Source organism: Asanoa sp. NPDC049475 (assembly GCF_040676915.1).
In the GTDB taxonomy this organism is placed as follows: Bacteria; Actinomycetota; Actinomycetes; order Mycobacteriales; family Micromonosporaceae; genus Asanoa.
In genome coordinates this window covers 290,332-305,247 of the sequence record NZ_JBFAPY010000009.1, presented here as the reverse complement: position 1 = coordinate 305,247, position 14,916 = coordinate 290,332, and the positions used below count along the sequence as shown (strand labels likewise).

At 70.3% G+C, this 14,916-nt stretch carries 15 protein-coding genes; 10 read left to right on the top strand and 5 right to left on the bottom strand.

Going from position 1 to position 14,916, the window contains the following annotated elements:
• The first annotated feature begins 32 nt into the window (after positions 1-32).
• The 10 genes from AB0J88_RS33505 to AB0J88_RS33460 all read left to right on the top strand — a co-directional run bounded on the left by AB0J88_RS33505 (position 33) and on the right by AB0J88_RS33460 (position 8,838).
• Positions 33-803 carry an alpha/beta hydrolase gene (locus tag AB0J88_RS33505; protein ID WP_364361153.1) on the top strand — a complete coding sequence of 257 codons (771 nt, stop codon included), beginning with the start codon at positions 33-35 and terminating at the stop codon, positions 801-803.
• Positions 804-916: 113 nt separating this feature from the next.
• The gene (locus AB0J88_RS33500; protein ID WP_364361151.1) at positions 917-1,216 is read left to right on the top strand and encodes a hypothetical protein; all 300 of its coding nucleotides are present in this window, start codon (positions 917-919) and stop codon (positions 1,214-1,216) included.
• A complete protein-coding gene (locus tag AB0J88_RS33495; protein ID WP_364361149.1) occupies positions 1,216-2,802 on the top strand; it encodes an amidase in 1,587 nt (528 codons plus the stop codon). Before AB0J88_RS33500 ends, AB0J88_RS33495 begins: the two co-directional genes overlap by 1 nt.
• Before the next feature lie 71 nt (positions 2,803-2,873).
• Positions 2,874-3,713, top strand: a complete 840-nt coding sequence (locus AB0J88_RS33490; RefSeq protein ID WP_364361147.1) for a hypothetical protein — start codon at positions 2,874-2,876, stop codon at positions 3,711-3,713.
• 135 nt (positions 3,714-3,848) lie between these two features.
• A complete protein-coding gene (locus AB0J88_RS33485; protein ID WP_364361145.1) occupies positions 3,849-5,306 on the top strand; it encodes an RICIN domain-containing protein in 1,458 nt (485 codons plus the stop codon).
• A 55-nt stretch (positions 5,307-5,361) separates the two neighbouring features.
• Positions 5,362-5,541 carry a hypothetical protein gene (locus tag AB0J88_RS33480; RefSeq protein WP_364361143.1) on the top strand — a complete coding sequence of 60 codons (180 nt, stop codon included), beginning with the start codon at positions 5,362-5,364 and terminating at the stop codon, positions 5,539-5,541.
• Positions 5,542-5,996: 455 nt separating this feature from the next.
• On the top strand, positions 5,997-6,419 hold the full coding sequence (locus tag AB0J88_RS33475; protein WP_364361141.1) for a hypothetical protein: 423 nt from the start codon (positions 5,997-5,999) through the stop codon (positions 6,417-6,419).
• Positions 6,403-7,101 (top strand): class F sortase, encoded by a 699-nt coding sequence (locus AB0J88_RS33470; protein WP_364361294.1) that lies wholly within the window; start codon positions 6,403-6,405, stop codon positions 7,099-7,101. The genes AB0J88_RS33475 and AB0J88_RS33470 overlap by 17 nt, the downstream gene beginning before the upstream one ends.
• Positions 7,102-7,141: 40 nt before the next feature.
• Positions 7,142-8,290, top strand: coding sequence for a serine/threonine-protein kinase (locus AB0J88_RS33465; protein WP_364361139.1), 1,149 nt, complete (start codon positions 7,142-7,144; stop codon positions 8,288-8,290).
• 74 nt (positions 8,291-8,364) lie between these two features.
• Positions 8,365-8,838, top strand: coding sequence for a carboxymuconolactone decarboxylase family protein (locus tag AB0J88_RS33460; RefSeq protein WP_364361137.1), 474 nt, complete (start codon positions 8,365-8,367; stop codon positions 8,836-8,838).
• A gap of 3 nt (positions 8,839-8,841) precedes the next feature.
• On the opposite strand, the gene AB0J88_RS33455 is transcribed toward AB0J88_RS33460, so the two are convergent.
• The 5 genes from AB0J88_RS33455 to AB0J88_RS33435 form a co-directional block, all read right to left on the bottom strand.
• Positions 8,842-10,011: an ROK family protein gene (locus tag AB0J88_RS33455; RefSeq protein WP_364361135.1), complete on the bottom strand. Its 1,170-nt coding sequence runs from the start codon at positions 10,009-10,011 to the stop codon at positions 8,842-8,844.
• A 67-nt stretch (positions 10,012-10,078) separates the two neighbouring features.
• Positions 10,079-11,566 (bottom strand): glycoside hydrolase family 36 protein, encoded by a 1,488-nt coding sequence (locus AB0J88_RS33450; RefSeq protein ID WP_364361133.1) that lies wholly within the window; start codon positions 11,564-11,566, stop codon positions 10,079-10,081.
• A gap of 61 nt (positions 11,567-11,627) precedes the next feature.
• Positions 11,628-12,980 carry a sugar ABC transporter substrate-binding protein gene (locus tag AB0J88_RS33445; protein ID WP_364356729.1) on the bottom strand — a complete coding sequence of 451 codons (1,353 nt, stop codon included), beginning with the start codon at positions 12,978-12,980 and terminating at the stop codon, positions 11,628-11,630.
• Positions 12,981-13,015: 35 nt separating this feature from the next.
• Positions 13,016-13,903, bottom strand: a complete 888-nt coding sequence (locus AB0J88_RS33440) for a carbohydrate ABC transporter permease (protein WP_364356732.1) — start codon at positions 13,901-13,903, stop codon at positions 13,016-13,018.
• Positions 13,904-13,915: 12 nt separating this feature from the next.
• Positions 13,916-14,797, bottom strand: a complete 882-nt coding sequence (locus tag AB0J88_RS33435) for a sugar ABC transporter permease (RefSeq protein WP_364356735.1) — start codon at positions 14,795-14,797, stop codon at positions 13,916-13,918.
• Positions 14,798-14,916: the final 119 nt, after the last annotated feature.

Below are 14,916 nucleotides of genomic sequence, written 5' to 3'. Positions count from 1 at the left end.
CGCGACGCGATTAGCGACTCTACGTTTCAGAAGTGATCGAACCTCTTTCGTACGACGTGCGCGGCACCGGCCCTGGCCTCGTTCTCGTGCACGGCACGGGCAGCACCGGAGCGAAGAGCTGGGGCACGGTGCTGGACGGTCTCGCGGCCCGGCACACGGTCGTCCTGCCGAGCCTGCCGGGCTCCGGAGACACTCCGCCGGCGGCGTCGTTGGACGTGGCCGACCTCGCCGACCGGGTGGTCGCCACCGCCCTCGCCGCCGGGCTGGACACGTTCGCGCTCGGCGGCGCGTCGCTCGGCGCCCCGATCGCGATCACCGGGGCCGCCCGGCATCCTTCGCGGGTCACGAGGCTGGTCAGCGTCGTCGGCTTCGCCCGGGCGCGGCCGACCCTGCGGCTCAACCTGGAGCTCTGGGGTGCCATGTTCGCGCGCGGCGACGCCGACCTGGGCAAGCTGCTGGTCGGGATGTCGTTCGGCGAGGAGTTCCTGGCGAGGCTGACCGACGAGCAGATCGGCCAGTACGCGGCGGTGCTGACCGCGGACCCGGCCCCGGGCACCGTGGCCCAGACGGACCTCGGCGGGCGCCTCGACGTGCGGGCGGACCTCGGCCGGGTCACGGCACCGACGTTGGTGGTCGTCGCCGCGGGGGACCGGTGCGTGGCGCCGGTCCACTCACGAGAGATCGCCGACGGCATCGCCGGCGCCCGGTTGGTCGAGGTGCCCGGCGGACACGCGGCCCGCTTCGAGGATCCAGAGCGGACACTGTCGGTCATGCTCGACTTCCTGCGTGGGGACGGACAGTGACCACAGTGCTCTGACCCCTTACCGATTCACCGCGCCGTGATCTTGGCGTAATCGTACCGTGATCGGCGGATCGCAGATTGGCTCTCACCTATTCATCGGTGCAAGGAGAGCCAATGGCGCCCACCCCGCCGACCGATGCCGAGCTGGATGTGTTCATCCGGACCCGGCTTGCCTCCCTCGGAATCGACCTCGACCAGTTGCCGCCGGGCACCGCCGACGACCCGGAGACCGGCGCGCCCGGACGCGACTCCGTGCTGGCCTCGCTGCGGTCCTTCGTCCGGGGCACGATCACCGCGATCGCCGCCTACCAGTTGCCCGCGCCGGCCGGCACCGACCCCGTTGTCGCCCGCGCGCTGTCGCAGCAGCCCGCGCCGCTGCTCTACCCGTCGATCAGCACCGAGTGGAGCAAGTGATGAGCGTGGAGCCCGCGGACCGTACCGTCGACCGCCGGGCCTTCCTGGCCCGCACCGCGGCCCTGGCGGCCGTCACCACCGCGGGTGCGGTCGCACTGCCCGCCGTGGCCCGCGCGACCGGCGCCAGGAAGCCAGGTCTCGACAACCCGAACGCGTTCGTACGGCCGGAGTCGTTCGACGACCCGACCGAGCTCACCATCGCCGAGGCCGCGTGGCTCATCCGGGAGCGGCGGCTGCGGCCGGAGGAACTGCTCGAGGCCTACCTGGCGCGGATCGCCGCGTTCGACGGCACGTACAAGGCGTTCAACTTGGTCCTGGCGGAGCAGGCGCGGTCGGCTGTCGGCCGGCGGCCCGGTCGCGGTGCGCTGGAAGGCATCCCACTGGCCATCAAGGACAACTACTACACCGCCGGGGTGCACACCACCGCGAACTCCTTCCTGTTCAAGGACTTCGTGCCGCCGTTCGACGCCACGGCTGTGGCGCGGCTCAAGGCGGCCGGCGGGATCGTGGTAGGCAAGACGCAGATGGGTCCGCTGGCCACCACGCGGGCGACCACTCCGGACGGTGTGGTCACCACGGTCAACGCGTGGACGCCGACCAACCCGAACCAGGACCCCGGCGGCTCGTCGACCGGCACCGCCACCGCGGTCGCCGGCCGGATGGTGACCTCGGGCATCGGCACCCAGACGGGCGGATCGATCACCGCGCCGTCCAACGCGCAGAACCTGACCGGCATCAAGCCGACGATGGGCCGGGTGTCGCTGCACGGGATCATCCCGCTGACGTACACCCGTGACCATCCCGGCCCGCTGGCGCGCGACGCCAAGGACGCCGCGATCATGTTGACGGCGATGGCGGGCGAGGACCCGGAGGACCCGCGTACGCAGGGCCTGCCGGACGTGCCGAACCTGATCGACGCGGCCACGCCGGTCCGCCACCGCGGCTCGGTCAAGCTGCGGTGGAACACCCGGATCGGCGTGCCGCCGGGTTTCGCGACCGGCACGTCGGCGACCGCCCTGGCCCGCCAGGCGTTCCTGGCCGCGCTGGCCGCGATTCCCGGCGCCACCGTGGTCGAGGTGCCGCTGCCGGACGAGTGGAACCTGCTCACCGGCAACACCTTCAACAACGTGCGGCTGCCCGAGCGCAGCGAGCCGTTCATGCCGTACCTGCGTGACGACCTGCGCGGTTTCGGCGTCTCGTTGACAGGGTGGCTGCAGGGCGCGCTGTTCGGCGGCAACGAATTCCTGACCGGGCAGCGGGCCAAGGTGCTGCTGCTGGAGCGGGTGCTGGACCAGATCTTCGACAAGTGCGACGTCGTGCTCCAGACGGGCCCGGTCCCGTTCGACATCATCGGCCTGCCGGAGATCGCCTTCCCGATCGGCTTCACGGCCGCCGGTGTGCCGATCGGCACGATCCTGGGCGGTCTGCCGTATGCGGAGGACCGGCTCTTCTCGGTCGTGGCGGCGTACCAGGCGGTCACCGACTGGCACACGCGGCGTCCGGCCGACCCGCCGGCCGGGGCCGCCGCGGTCCGTGGGGCGGCACTGCGGCTCACCGCCGACCAGGTGGCCGAGCTGTCCCAGTAACGGCGGCCGGACCGGGTCTCCACGCGGAGGCCCGGTCCGGTTGTACACTGACCGACATCGATGCGTCCCGCGTGCTCTACACCGGGCCCTTCCACCTGGCGCTGCGGAAGGCGATCCGCGACCGTGGGCTGACCCTCGACCGGGTGCGGGCGCATCTCGCGCGGCGCGGCGTCTCCATCGCACTCTCCAGCCTCAGCGACTGGCAGACCGGACGGTGCCGTCCCGGCAATGAGTCCACAGTGGCCGCTCTCGAAGACGTGCTCTCGCTGCCGCCCGGGGCGCTTTCCCGGTTGTCGTGCGTGCGGAAAGGCCTCGCGGACATCGGTCCCGTCGCCGAGCTGCTCGACGCCGTGGCCGACTCCCGTGCCGACGACCTCGAGCTGGTCAGCGTCCAACAGCGGGTCGACGTCGACGACGAGGGGCGGTTCGCGGCGCTCTGGGTCCGCACCGCGATCCGGGCGCTGCGGGACGGCGTCGACCGCTACGTGGCCCGCTTGTACGGCGACCGCGGTTGCGACCCGCACCTCGTGCGCACCCAGGCAGTGCGCAACTGCCGCCTGGGCCGCCGGCTCGTGCACGGGTCCGCACCGGCGATGGTCTACGAGCTCGTCTTCGAGGAGGCCCTGCGGGCCGGCGACACCTGGGTGTTCGAGAGCCGGCTGGTCGACCCGGGCGCGGCCCGGTGCTCCGAGTTCGCGTTCGGTTTCCGCTATCCGGCCGAGCAGTGCCTGCTGGAGGTGCAGTTCCACCCCGCCGCGCTGCCGGCCGGCACGCACGCGTTCGCCCAGTTCGACCTGGCCGACCAGCGGCACGTGATCGGCGGGCTGGCGCTGAGCCGGCACCACGCCGTGCACCTCATCGCGTCCGGCGTGGACTCCGGCGTGCTGGGGATCGCCTGGGACTGGCGCTGACGGGCGCGGCACCATACGGACCGGCGTGCGACCGGTCAAGGCGCGGAATTCCGACGGTTGCCGCCGCGCCGGGTCCGGTGCGACAAAGACCGGCAGAGCGACCGTCCCCGCTCGTCGAAGGAGTGAGCCACGCCCATGACCTCACGAAGAATCGCGGCCCTGGCTTTTGTCCTGGTGCTCGGCGCCGCCGCGCCCGCTCAGGCTTCCGAAGGCCGCTCCCAGCTGCCGTTGATCGAGGCCGCGACGGTGGTCCGCGCGGCCGCCTCCCCGTCCTCCGGCCTCGCGTCCATCGTCATCGAGGAGAAGTCGGTGACCGTGTGGTGGAAGGGCGCCGTGCCGGCTTCGGTGGCCACCGCCATCGCGCGGGCCAGGACCATCGCGCCGGTACGCGTAGCGAGCGCCGCGCACTCCAAGGTGGAGCTGCTGGCCGCGTCCGCGACGCTGGAGGCGCGACTGCGCTCAGACCCCGGTTTCCACGGCATCAAGGCGCGACCCGACGGCTCGGGCCTGATCGTCAAGGTGGACGCCGTCCGTGCCCGTACCCTCGCGGCGGTCGACGTGCCGGTCACCCTCAGCGTCGAGGACCGGCTGACGCCCGTGTCGCGCGGTGACGACACCACGCCATGGTCGGGCGGTGCCCGCATCATCAACACGAGCATCGGCGCCGGCTGCACCGCCGGCTACGGCGTCAACACTCCGAGCGGCCCGGCCGTCCTGACCGCCGGCCACTGTGGCGAGCCGGGCAACCGGATCACCGACGGCGCCGGCGAGCTCATCGGCACCATCGGCGGCGACGACAACACGTACGACGTGCTGGTCATCCCGAGCAACGCGGTGAGCAACCGCATCTACGTGGGCGGCGGCAACAGCAACCAGCAGCTCACGGTCACCGGCGGCGGTGCGCCCTTCGTCGGTGAGCGGCTGTGCCAGTCGGGCTACACCAGCGCGAACACGGTCGGCGGGCAGATCTGCAACCTCCAGGTCCGGTTCGAGGGCACGGACTCCCAGCGGCTGTGGGAGGCCACGCAGCTCGACGGCCAGATCGCCGCGCGTCCCGGCGACAGCGGCGGCCCGGTCTACCTGGACCGCGGCGACGGCACCGTGACCGCGCGCGGCACCACCACGCGGGTCGCGGGATCCGGCCTGGGCTTCGCCGGTTTCGAGAAGGCGCAGCAGCGGTTCGGCGTCTCGATCCCGGGCGGGGGTCGCACCGGCCAGGTGGTCAGCGCGGCGACGAACAAGTGCCTGGACATCAACGCCAGCGGTACGGCCGACGGCACGAAGATCCATATCTGGGGCTGCAACGGCACGGGCGCGCAGCGCTGGACGATCGGCGCGGACGGCACGATCCGCGGCCTCGGCAAGTGCCTGGACGTGCGCTCGAGCGGCACCGCCAACGGCACGGTCGTGCAACTCTGGGGCTGCAACGGCACGGGCGCCCAGGTCTGGCGATCGGGCACCAACGGCTCGCTGGTCAACCCACAGTCGGGCCGCTGCCTCGACGTGGCGGGGGGCGGCACAGCCGACGGCACCCAGATCCAGATCTGGGACTGCGCAGGCGTAGCCAACCAGCGCTGGACCCTGCCGGCCTGAGGGCGAGCGGGCCGCCGGTCGCACCGACCGGTGGCCCTGCCTACACTCGATGATCGTGGACGCCTTGGATCCGAAGGCGATCGCGGCGAAGCTGATGGGCGAGCCGATCGCCGGTGCCGACGACGCGCGGGTGGCAGACGCCATGCGCCGCTTCGACCGGCACTCGCGCGAGCGCGAAGGCCTGCGCCGGCACACGGAGCCGCCGCCCGACGATCCACCGGGGACGGTCGACTGAACGTGCCCTGGCCACAGCTGCGCGGTGCGGGACCTGTGGGGCACGGACTTCGCTGACGCCATGCTCGACGACGCCGGACCTCACCCGGTCCACCGCGGACGAGACGCCATTGTGGCCTGAGGCGACATCGCAGCATTAGCGGAGAAGCTGCTGGCCGCGCCGGGCTTGCGGAGCCGCGCACTGCGCCCGCCCGAGGAGTGCCGGCGGGCGAAATCCTCGCGCGAGGAGCCTCCAACCCTTGGCGCAAACCCCACCTTTTGGCGCTTTTCAGAGCGCAACGGGCCCTTTCTGCACCTCCTGTCCCGCGTGTCCGTAACACAACTCCAGTCCCACAAGCGGCAAAAGTGAAGTTCACCGATCAAAAGGGAACAAACTTCGCAGACGGGTTAGTGTCGGTCATGGCTCGACTTTCGTCGGGCAAAAGGGGCACTGGGCAAGGGAAGGTACATCGAATCATGTCGAAGAAGTTCTTGGGCAAGGTCATCGCTACCGCCGCGCTCGGCGGTGCGGCGCTGCTCATCGCGCCCGGCGTCGCGATGGCGGACGAGCCCGGCAGCCACGACTGGCCGCAGGCGTGCGCGGCCGCGGGTGGCGAGCACGGCAAGCCGGGCGACGAGGCCAAGCCGGGTGCCGAGGCCAAGCCGGGCGACGAAGCCAAGGGCAAGCCCGAATCGGCCAAGGCCGACGAGCACGGCAAGCCGGGCGGTGGCGAGGACGCGAAGGAGTGCGACGCTCCCAAGGGTTGGGTCGACGGCGGCGCTGGTGGCAGCAGCACCGACGTCAAGCTCTTCACCGCGGGCGGCACCCTGCTGGGCGCGGCGTCGCTCGGTGGGCTCGTTCTCCTGCGTCGTCGCCGGACCGATGGCTCGCTGGCCTGATTTCACGACGGGGAAAACCGGCGGCCGCCACGACAAACTGTGGCGCGCCGCCGGCGCCGTCCTCGTCGCCGTGACAGCCCTGGCCGGAGCGGGCCTGGTCGGCGCGTCCTTCAGCGAGACGCCCACCCCGCCGCAGCCGGCCGCCGCGGACGCACCGATGTTCGATCCCGTCCCGGCACCGACCGGCAGTGCGACCGCCCAGGCCACCAAGACCGCCGAACCCGCCCAGCTCGCGCGCTCGGAGCCCGCTTCGATCCACATCAGCCGGATCGGCGTGAAGGCCAAGATCATGAATCTCGGCCTCAACGAGGACGACACGCTCCAGGTCCCGCCGTTGGACAAGGCCGAGATGGCCGGGTGGTACTCCCTGGGCGCCTCGCCCGGCGAGATCGGCAACGCGGTGGTCGTCGGACACGTGACGACCAAGGAGAACACCGCGGTCTTCTTCCGCCTGGGCGAGCTGCGCAAGAACGACACAATCATGATCAAGCGCAAGGACGGCAGTCGGGTGAACTTCATCGTCGACGGCGTCAAGGCGTACCCGAAGAACAAGTTCCCCACCGACCTCGTGTACGGCCCGAACGAGCGAGCCGGTCTGCGCCTGGTCACGTGCGGCGGCAAGTTCGACGCGAAGGCCCACAACTATCTCGACAACGTCATCGTCTTCGCGACCATTTCCTGAGGGTTTTCTGTCTCCGATGGCTGGGTAGCTCTTGTCTGCGATGAACGAGGAGCGGCGTCTCAACGACCGATACCGGCTCGAGCGCCGGATCGCGATCGGCGGTGCCTCCGAGGTGTGGCGCGGTCGCGACGAGACGCTCGGCCGGCCGGTCGCGGTCAAGGTGATCGCCGGGGACGCCGCGTCACCCGACGAGGTGGTGCTGGCGGAAGCCCGGTCCGTGGCGGCGCTGGGTCACCCGAACATCGCCGAGGTGTTCGACATCGGCGTCTGGAGCGTCCCCGAGGGCCCGGAGATGCGCTACATCGTCATGGAGCTCGCCGAGGGTGAGACGCTCGCCAAGCACCTGCGGGCCGGCGCCCTCGACTGGCAGATCGCGGTGCGGGTCTGCGCCGAGGTCAGCGCCGCGCTCGCCGCCGCGCACCTGGCCGGGCTCGTGCACCGGGACGTCAAACCGGCGAACGTCGTGCTGACCCCGTACGGCGTCAAGGTCCTCGACTTCGGCATCTCCATCACGGCGGGCAGCACCGACGGCCACTCCGACGGCGCGATCGTCGGCACGCCGGCGTTCATCGCACCCGAGCGCTTCCGCGGCCTGCCGGCGGCCCCCGCCAGCGACATGTACGCGCTCGGCGTCCTGCTCTTCCTCTGCCTCTCCGGACGGCTTCCGTTCCCACCGCTGCTCATGTCAGGACGCCGGGTCGCGGCCCCGCCGGTAGTGCCACCGCAACTGCCGGTGATCCCGGGCCTGCCGGCGGAGGTCGCCGACATCTGCCTGTCCTGTTTGGACCCAGACCCGGCGGCCCGCCCGAGCAGCTTCGCGGCCGCCCTGCTGCTGGCCGAAGCGGTCGACGCCCGGGTGCACCTCCCGCCGCTGGCCGCACCGCCACCGGCCGACGAGCCGACCGAGCCACCGTCCCCCTGGACCCGCGCGGCGGCGGAGGCCCCGACGGACCTGGCGGAAGCCGAGGCGGAAACCCAAGCCGCGAACCCGTCCGAAGGGCCGGACTGGGTCTCGGCCAACGAGCGAGCCGGAGCCGAAAGTCCGGCAGGGGCCAACGGCCGTGTGGTGGCCGTGGATCGGCCGGCTACGAACGATCGAGCCGACAGCGAAAGCCCGGTGACGGCCAACGACCGCGCGGCGGCGATCGACCGACCAGAGACCGGCGTCGTCGGTCGGCACCGTGCTTAGGTCGCCTCACATTTGCGCGAGCGCTCTCGTCGGATGGGGGTAGGCATCAACCCCACGGCACAGGAGTGCGCACCATGGAAGCTCGTTTGAACATGTTCGGTAGCCCGGTCGCGGCCAAGGCGTTCAAGTACCTCTCGTCCGCCGGCAAGGCGGCTGCCGACTCGACCCTGCCCGCCGCGACGCAGGAGCTCGTCCGCCTGCGGGCCAGTCAGATCAACGGCTGTGGGGTCTGCGTCGACATGCATACGAAAGACGCCGCGGCCGCCGGTGAGACCGCCCTCCGGCTGCACCTGGTCGCCGCCTGGCGCGAGGCCACCGTGTTCACCGACGCCGAGCGGGCCGCGCTCGAGCTCGCCGAGCAGGGCACCCGCATCGCCGACGCCGGCGGTGGGGTCACGGACGAGGCCTGGGCCAACGCGGCCAAGCACTACGACGACGACCAGCTGGCGTCCCTCGTGCTGACGATCGCCATCATCAACACCTTCAACCGGGTGAACGTCATCACCCAGCAGCCCGCCGGCGACTACCAGCCCGGCCAGTGGGGCTGACCGTCACTGGCGGCGGGGCGCCACCGGCGCCGAGAGGCCCGCGCTGAGCAGCCGGTCGTCCACCTCCTGGAGCGACAGCTTCAACGCACCGAGAGCCACGGAGTCCGCGCCGAGCGTTGAGGCGCGGACTTCCGGCAACCGGATGCACAGCCGGGCGAGCTCGTTGCGCAGCGGGTCCAGCACGAGGTCCGCCGACCGCGAGAAGCCGCCGCCGAAGACGACCACCTGCGGGTCCAGGGTGAGCACGAGCGCCGCGGCCCCCACCGCCAGGTCCTTGACGTAGCGGTTGACCGCCGCTCGCGCCGCCCGATTCCCGTCGCGGGCGGCGTTGAAGACCCACGCCGCCGCGTCGTCCGGGCTCACCGTCGACGGGACGCCCGCGCAGTTCTGCAGGTGCGCCGGCGCGTTGAGCCACTTCACCTGCTTCAGCGCACCGATCTCGCCCGCGGCGCCACCAAAACCCCGGCGCAGGACCCCATCGATGATCAAGCCGGCGCCGGTACGCATGCCGCCGAGGATGTAGACGATGTCGTCCGCGTCGCGGGCCGCGCCTTTCCAACGCTCGGCCAACGCCGCCAACTTACAGTCGTTCTCGACAAGGATCGGGCAGGTGAACCGGGCGCCGAGATGGCTGGCCAGGTTGACCTGCTGCCAACCAGGTAGGGGGGTGAAGAAGCTGGTCTGACCCGACGCGTCCACCGCACCGGTGACCGCGACCGTCACCGCCCAGATGTCGCCGAACGACTTGCCGGCCTCCGACACGCACGCGTTGATCACGCTGTCGAGCTCGGCCAGCCGCTCGTCGGGTCCCGCATCGGGCGAGACGGCGTGCCGCACCGTGCGCAGGATGTTGCCGTCGAGATCGGCCAGCAGAGCCAGTATCTTGTGCGCACCTACGTCGACGCCGAGCACGTGGCCGGCGTCCGCCCGGAACTGATAGCGGCGTGCCGGCCGCCCGACCGCGCTGCTGGCCCCGGGCTCGAGCACGCTGGCCCAGCCGTCCGTTACCAGCCCCTGAGCGATGACGTCGACGGCTGGCCGGGACAGTCCCGTGCGCTGCGACAGCTCGGTGACGGTGGACGGCGGGTGCTGACGCAGCGCACGCACGATGCTCAGCGAGTTGAGCTCGCGCAGCCGCGACAGGTCCGCGCCGGTCGTCGCCAGTTCTGTCACGTTGTATCCCTTTTCCTGGGCGCGGCAGGCCGCGCTAATACGCTTTGACCTTTACAAAATAGCAACCTCACGAAATCGGGTACGCGGCCGACGACGGCAGGACCGCCCCGGTGAAGTCGGCCGCCCGTCCGTCGATCGTGTACTCGTAGCGACCGAGCCGCCGAACCTCCGGCCGCGACGACAGGTAGGACACCATGTCGTCGAGCTCGCCGGGCGTCAGCCAGCTCGGCGGGTCCGACACCGCGCGAAAGCGGCTCACGTCGGCCAGGTCGCGCAGCCACGCGAGCTGCTGGTCGGTGAGCAGGTTCAACCGGCTGCGGAAATAGATGACGTCGGGGTCGACCTCGGCCAACGGCTGGTGCCACAGGCGGTGCAGCGTGTTGACCACCGCGTTGCGGGCCATCGCGTCGGACGGGTCGTCGCTCGCGTAGTTCTGCCACATCGGCGCCACGTCAGGTCCGCTGCGCAGCCCGTCGAGGATCCCCAGCGACGGCAGCAGGATCGCGCCGCTGCCGAGCAGGTAGACGTCGTCGCCGGCGACCTGACGCACGAGGGCCAGGGCAGCCCGGTACGTCTGTTCGCGCTCGGCGTCGTCGAGACGTACCCCCGGCACCGCTCCGGCATTGATGAAGTCGAGCTTGAGATAGCGGAAACCCCACTCGTGGACGACCCGGTGGATCAGCGAGCCGAGATAGTCGAGGGTGTCAGGGCGCGACAGGTCCAGGGCGTGATATCCCGTGCCCCAGTTGTGCCCGGCGATCACCAGATCGCCCCGAGCGTCGCGCAGCAGAAGCGAACGCGGCACCGAAGCCGTGGGCAGCGCGATGAACGGCGCCAGCCACAGCCCCGCGACCATTCCGACGTCGGTGATCCGGTCGACCAGCGCCCGCATGCCCGACGGGAACTTGTGGTTGGGCTGCCAGTCGCCGACGAGCCGCTCCCAGCCGTCGTCGACCTGCACCACGTCGAACGGCAGCCCGCGCAGGTCGTTGATGTCCTTCGCGAGCTGTTGCTCGGTGATGGCCTCGTAGTACGCGTACCAGGAGCACCAGACGTTTCCCGCCCGGCGGGTGCTGCTGCCGAGCCGTGCCGACAGCTGCCGCGTGTACGCGGCGAACACCTCTTCCTCAGGGCCGTAGGCGGCGAACCACGGGGCAGCACCGCGCTCGTACCAGCCGGCCAAGGTGTCGCGGTCGGCGGTCAACCGCGGCGTGCCCAGGCCCAGCCCACCGAGCAGCAGCACGTTGCCGTCGCCGGTGTCGAGCGCGGCCACGGCCGACGAGTGGTGGCGCGCCGGGTCGTCCCAGACGTCGTCGTCGGCCGTGACGCGCCGTTGCGGGTTGGCGATGCGCAGCGGTGGCTCGCTCAGCCGCCGCCAACCGCAGGGGCTCCAGGAGTTCTGCCCGTGCCGGTAGAACAGGGCGTCGCCCAGTCCGTGCAACAGTGCGACGCGTCCAGGCGGGAGGATCAGACCCCCGTCGGCTGCTTGCGGGCTGCCGGTGCCGTCGTGTTCGAGGGCGAAGGTGCGCCCGGCCAGCTCGATCAGCAGTGCCATCGTTCTCCTCGGCGAGGTGAGAGGCGCGGCGGGGCGACCAGCCCCGCCGCACCGGGTCGGGCTACTTGAAAAGCGCGTTGACCTGGTCGTTGGCCTTCTTCAGCGCGGAGGCCGAGTCGGTCTGGCCGAGCACGGCCGACTGGATGGCGTCCTGCACGATCTGGCTGACTTCACTGCCGTGGTCGGTGATGGGCAGGAAGAACGTGCCGCCGGGCGCCGAGGCCTCGTCGATGAAGGCCTGCACGTCGCGTCCCTTGGCCTTGTGGGCGTCGAGCGCCTTCTCGCTGGCGTCCTTGATGGCAGGGAAGACCACGGCGTTGCCGCCGACGATGTTCTGGCAGTCGGGAGAGGCGAGGAACTTGACCCACTTCCAGGCCTCGTCCTTGTGCTCCGTGCCGGTCCAGATCGCGTCCGACAGGCCGTTGATCGCCGACTTGCGGCCCTGCGGGCCGGCCGGCAGCGGCGCGAAGGCGAACTTCACCTTCGCGGTGTCACCGAGGTAGCTGTTGATCATCCAGGAGCCGGTGATGGTGATGGCGCCCTTGCCCGCGTTCATCAGCGCGTCGTTCGCGAGCGTGGAGGCCTTGTCCAGCGCCGGGCTGTAGCCCTTGGCGATCAGCGACTTGTACCAGTCGATCACCTGGGCCAGCCGGGGGTCGTCGTACTTGTACTGCGTCCCCCACGGGTTCTTGTCGAGGTAGGTGAAGCCGAGCGAGGCCGCGAAGTTGCCCCAGCCGTTCTGACCTTGCGACCCGTCCTTGAACTCGGGCAGGAAGCCGAACGTCTTCACCTTCGACTTGTCGAACGCCGGGTCGAGGCCGTTGTGACCCGCGTTGTCCACCGTGGCCTTGGCAATGAGCTGTTCGAACGTACCGCCGTCGGTGGGGTTCCAGGTCAGGTCCTTCAGCGTGGCCGCGTCGACGCCCTGCGCCTTGAGGTGCTCGGTGTTGAAGACCAGGGCCATGGTGTCCCAGTCCTTCGGCAGGCCGTAGCGGGCGCCGTCCTTGACGAACAGGTCGGCCAGGCCGCCCTGGTACTGCGACAGGTCGACCTTGTCGGCGTCGACGTACGGCTGGAGGTCGAGGATCTGACCCGAGGTGACGAACTGCGGGTAGTAGGAGCCCTGGTTGGTCCACACGTCGGGCGCCTCGCCGGCGGCGAGCTGGGTGGTCAGGTTCTGCCAGTACTGGTCCCACGCCGACTGTGTGATCCGGACCGTAATGTTCGGGTTCGAGGTGTGGAAGGCATCGGCGCAGGCCTGGTACGAGGCCTTCTGGTTGTCGTCCCACAGCCAGTAGTCCAGCGTGACGGCGCCACCGGCCTCGTCGCCGGAGTCGCCGCTACCACAAGCGGCCAGGCCGGCGGCCATGGCCAAGGACAGCAGCGCTGCCCCGGCACGTGATCTGCGGATCATCTCGTCCTCTTCTCTGCGGGGGGAGTGGGGGTGGGTCACTTGCTACCGGTGAAGTTCAGGGACTGGACGAGCCGCTTGCCCATGAAGACCAGCAGGATCAGGACGGGCAGCACCGAGAGCGTCGAGGCGGCCATCAGGCCGGTCCAGTCGGGTGCGGTGTTGGGCGACTGCTGGCGGAACACGCCGAGTGCGACGGTGACGAGGCGGTTCTCCTCACCGCGGCCGACCAGCAGGGGCCACAGGAAGTCCTTCCAGGCCCAGACGATCGTCGTGAGCCCGATGGTGATCAGCGGGCCGCGGCTCATCGGCAGCGCGATGCGCCAGAAGATGCCCCACGGGCCGTTGCCGTCGAGGATGGCCGCCTCCTCCACGTCGCGCGGCAGCGACAGGAAGAACTGGCGCAGGAAGAACACCGCGAACGGCGTCATCAGGATCGTCGGCGCGACCATGCCGGCCATCGTGTTGATCAGGCCGAGGTCCTTGACCAGGATGAAGTTGGGCAGCAGCGTGAAGATCGGCGGGACCATCAGCGCGGCGATCAGGATCGCGAAGACCGGGTCGCGGCCCGGGAAGCGCAGCCGGGCGAAGGCGTATCCGGCCATCGCGCAGAACAGCGTCTGGAACCCGGCGATCAGCGCGCAGTAGATGACGGAGTTGAGCAGGTACCGGGCGAAGTCGATCTTCGCGCCGGAGCCGCCGGCCGCGCGGGCCTCGGCCTCCGTGGTCAGGCCGAGCACCCGGAGGAAGTTGACGAACGTCGGGTCGTGCGGCAACAGGCTGCCGTTGTCGGTGAACAGGTCGGCGGCCGGGGTGAGCGCGGTCCGGACCATCCACCAGAACGGGAACACCGTGACCACGACGAACGTGATCATCGCGATCCAGGCGAACACCCGACCGGCACTGAGCTTTCGACGAGTACGCATGCGTGCGGCCCCCTACGCCAGGTCCGACCGGGACGCGCGCAGCAGGCGCATCTGGATCGCGGTGAGCACGCCGAGGATCAGCGCGAGGCAGATCGCCGCCGCCGCGGCATAGCCCATGTGGAAGTAGCGGAACGCCTGCTCGTAGATGAAGTAGTAGATGACCCGGGTCGCCGAGACCGGGCCGCCGAACGTGGTGACCGCGATCGTGTCGAAGATCTGGAACGACCCGATCAGCGAGACCACGAGGACCAGCGCCAGGACCGGCCGCAGCAGCGGCAGCGTGATCCGGCGGAACATCCGCCACTCGTTGGCGCCGTCGATCGCGGCGCTCTCGTAGAGGTACTGCGGTATCTGGAGCATCCCGGCGTAGAGCAGCAGCGCCGTGTATCCGGTGTAGGCCCACGTGTTGATGGCCGCGACCGACGGCATCGCCCAGGCCGCGTCGGTGAGGAACCCGACCGGGCCGACGCCGAGCGAGGTCAGCAGATGGTTGACGAACCCCAGGTTGGTGTCCAACAGCCACATCCAGAGCAGACCCACGGTCACGTTGGGCACGAGCCACGGCAGCAGCAACGCCGCCCGCAGCACCGTCGACCGGGTCAGCCGGTGCATGAGCGACGCGACGCCCAGCGCGAGCAGCGTCTGCGAGCCGATGTTGAGGACGACGTACCAGACGGTGACGAGCAGCGAGTGCCAGAACTCGCCGTCGCGGGCGAGCTCCGTGTAGTTGTCGGCGCCCACGAACGAGGGCTGGTTGAGCATCGTGTAGTCGGTGACCGAGTACCAGGCGCCGCGGAGGGCCGGGTAGCCGTAGAAGACCGCGAAGCCCACCAGCACCGGCAACAGGAACCACCACGCCGCACGACGGTCGTCGCGCCGTTTCGTCGTTCTCATAGATCGCCTCTGATTTCGATCCTCGGCAAGCAGAGCTCGGTTGGCTCTTGCCAGCCGCCCCGTTCTCGAATAATGATGTAGACCTTCGGAATTTTGTCAACACCTCTTCGTATTACTTC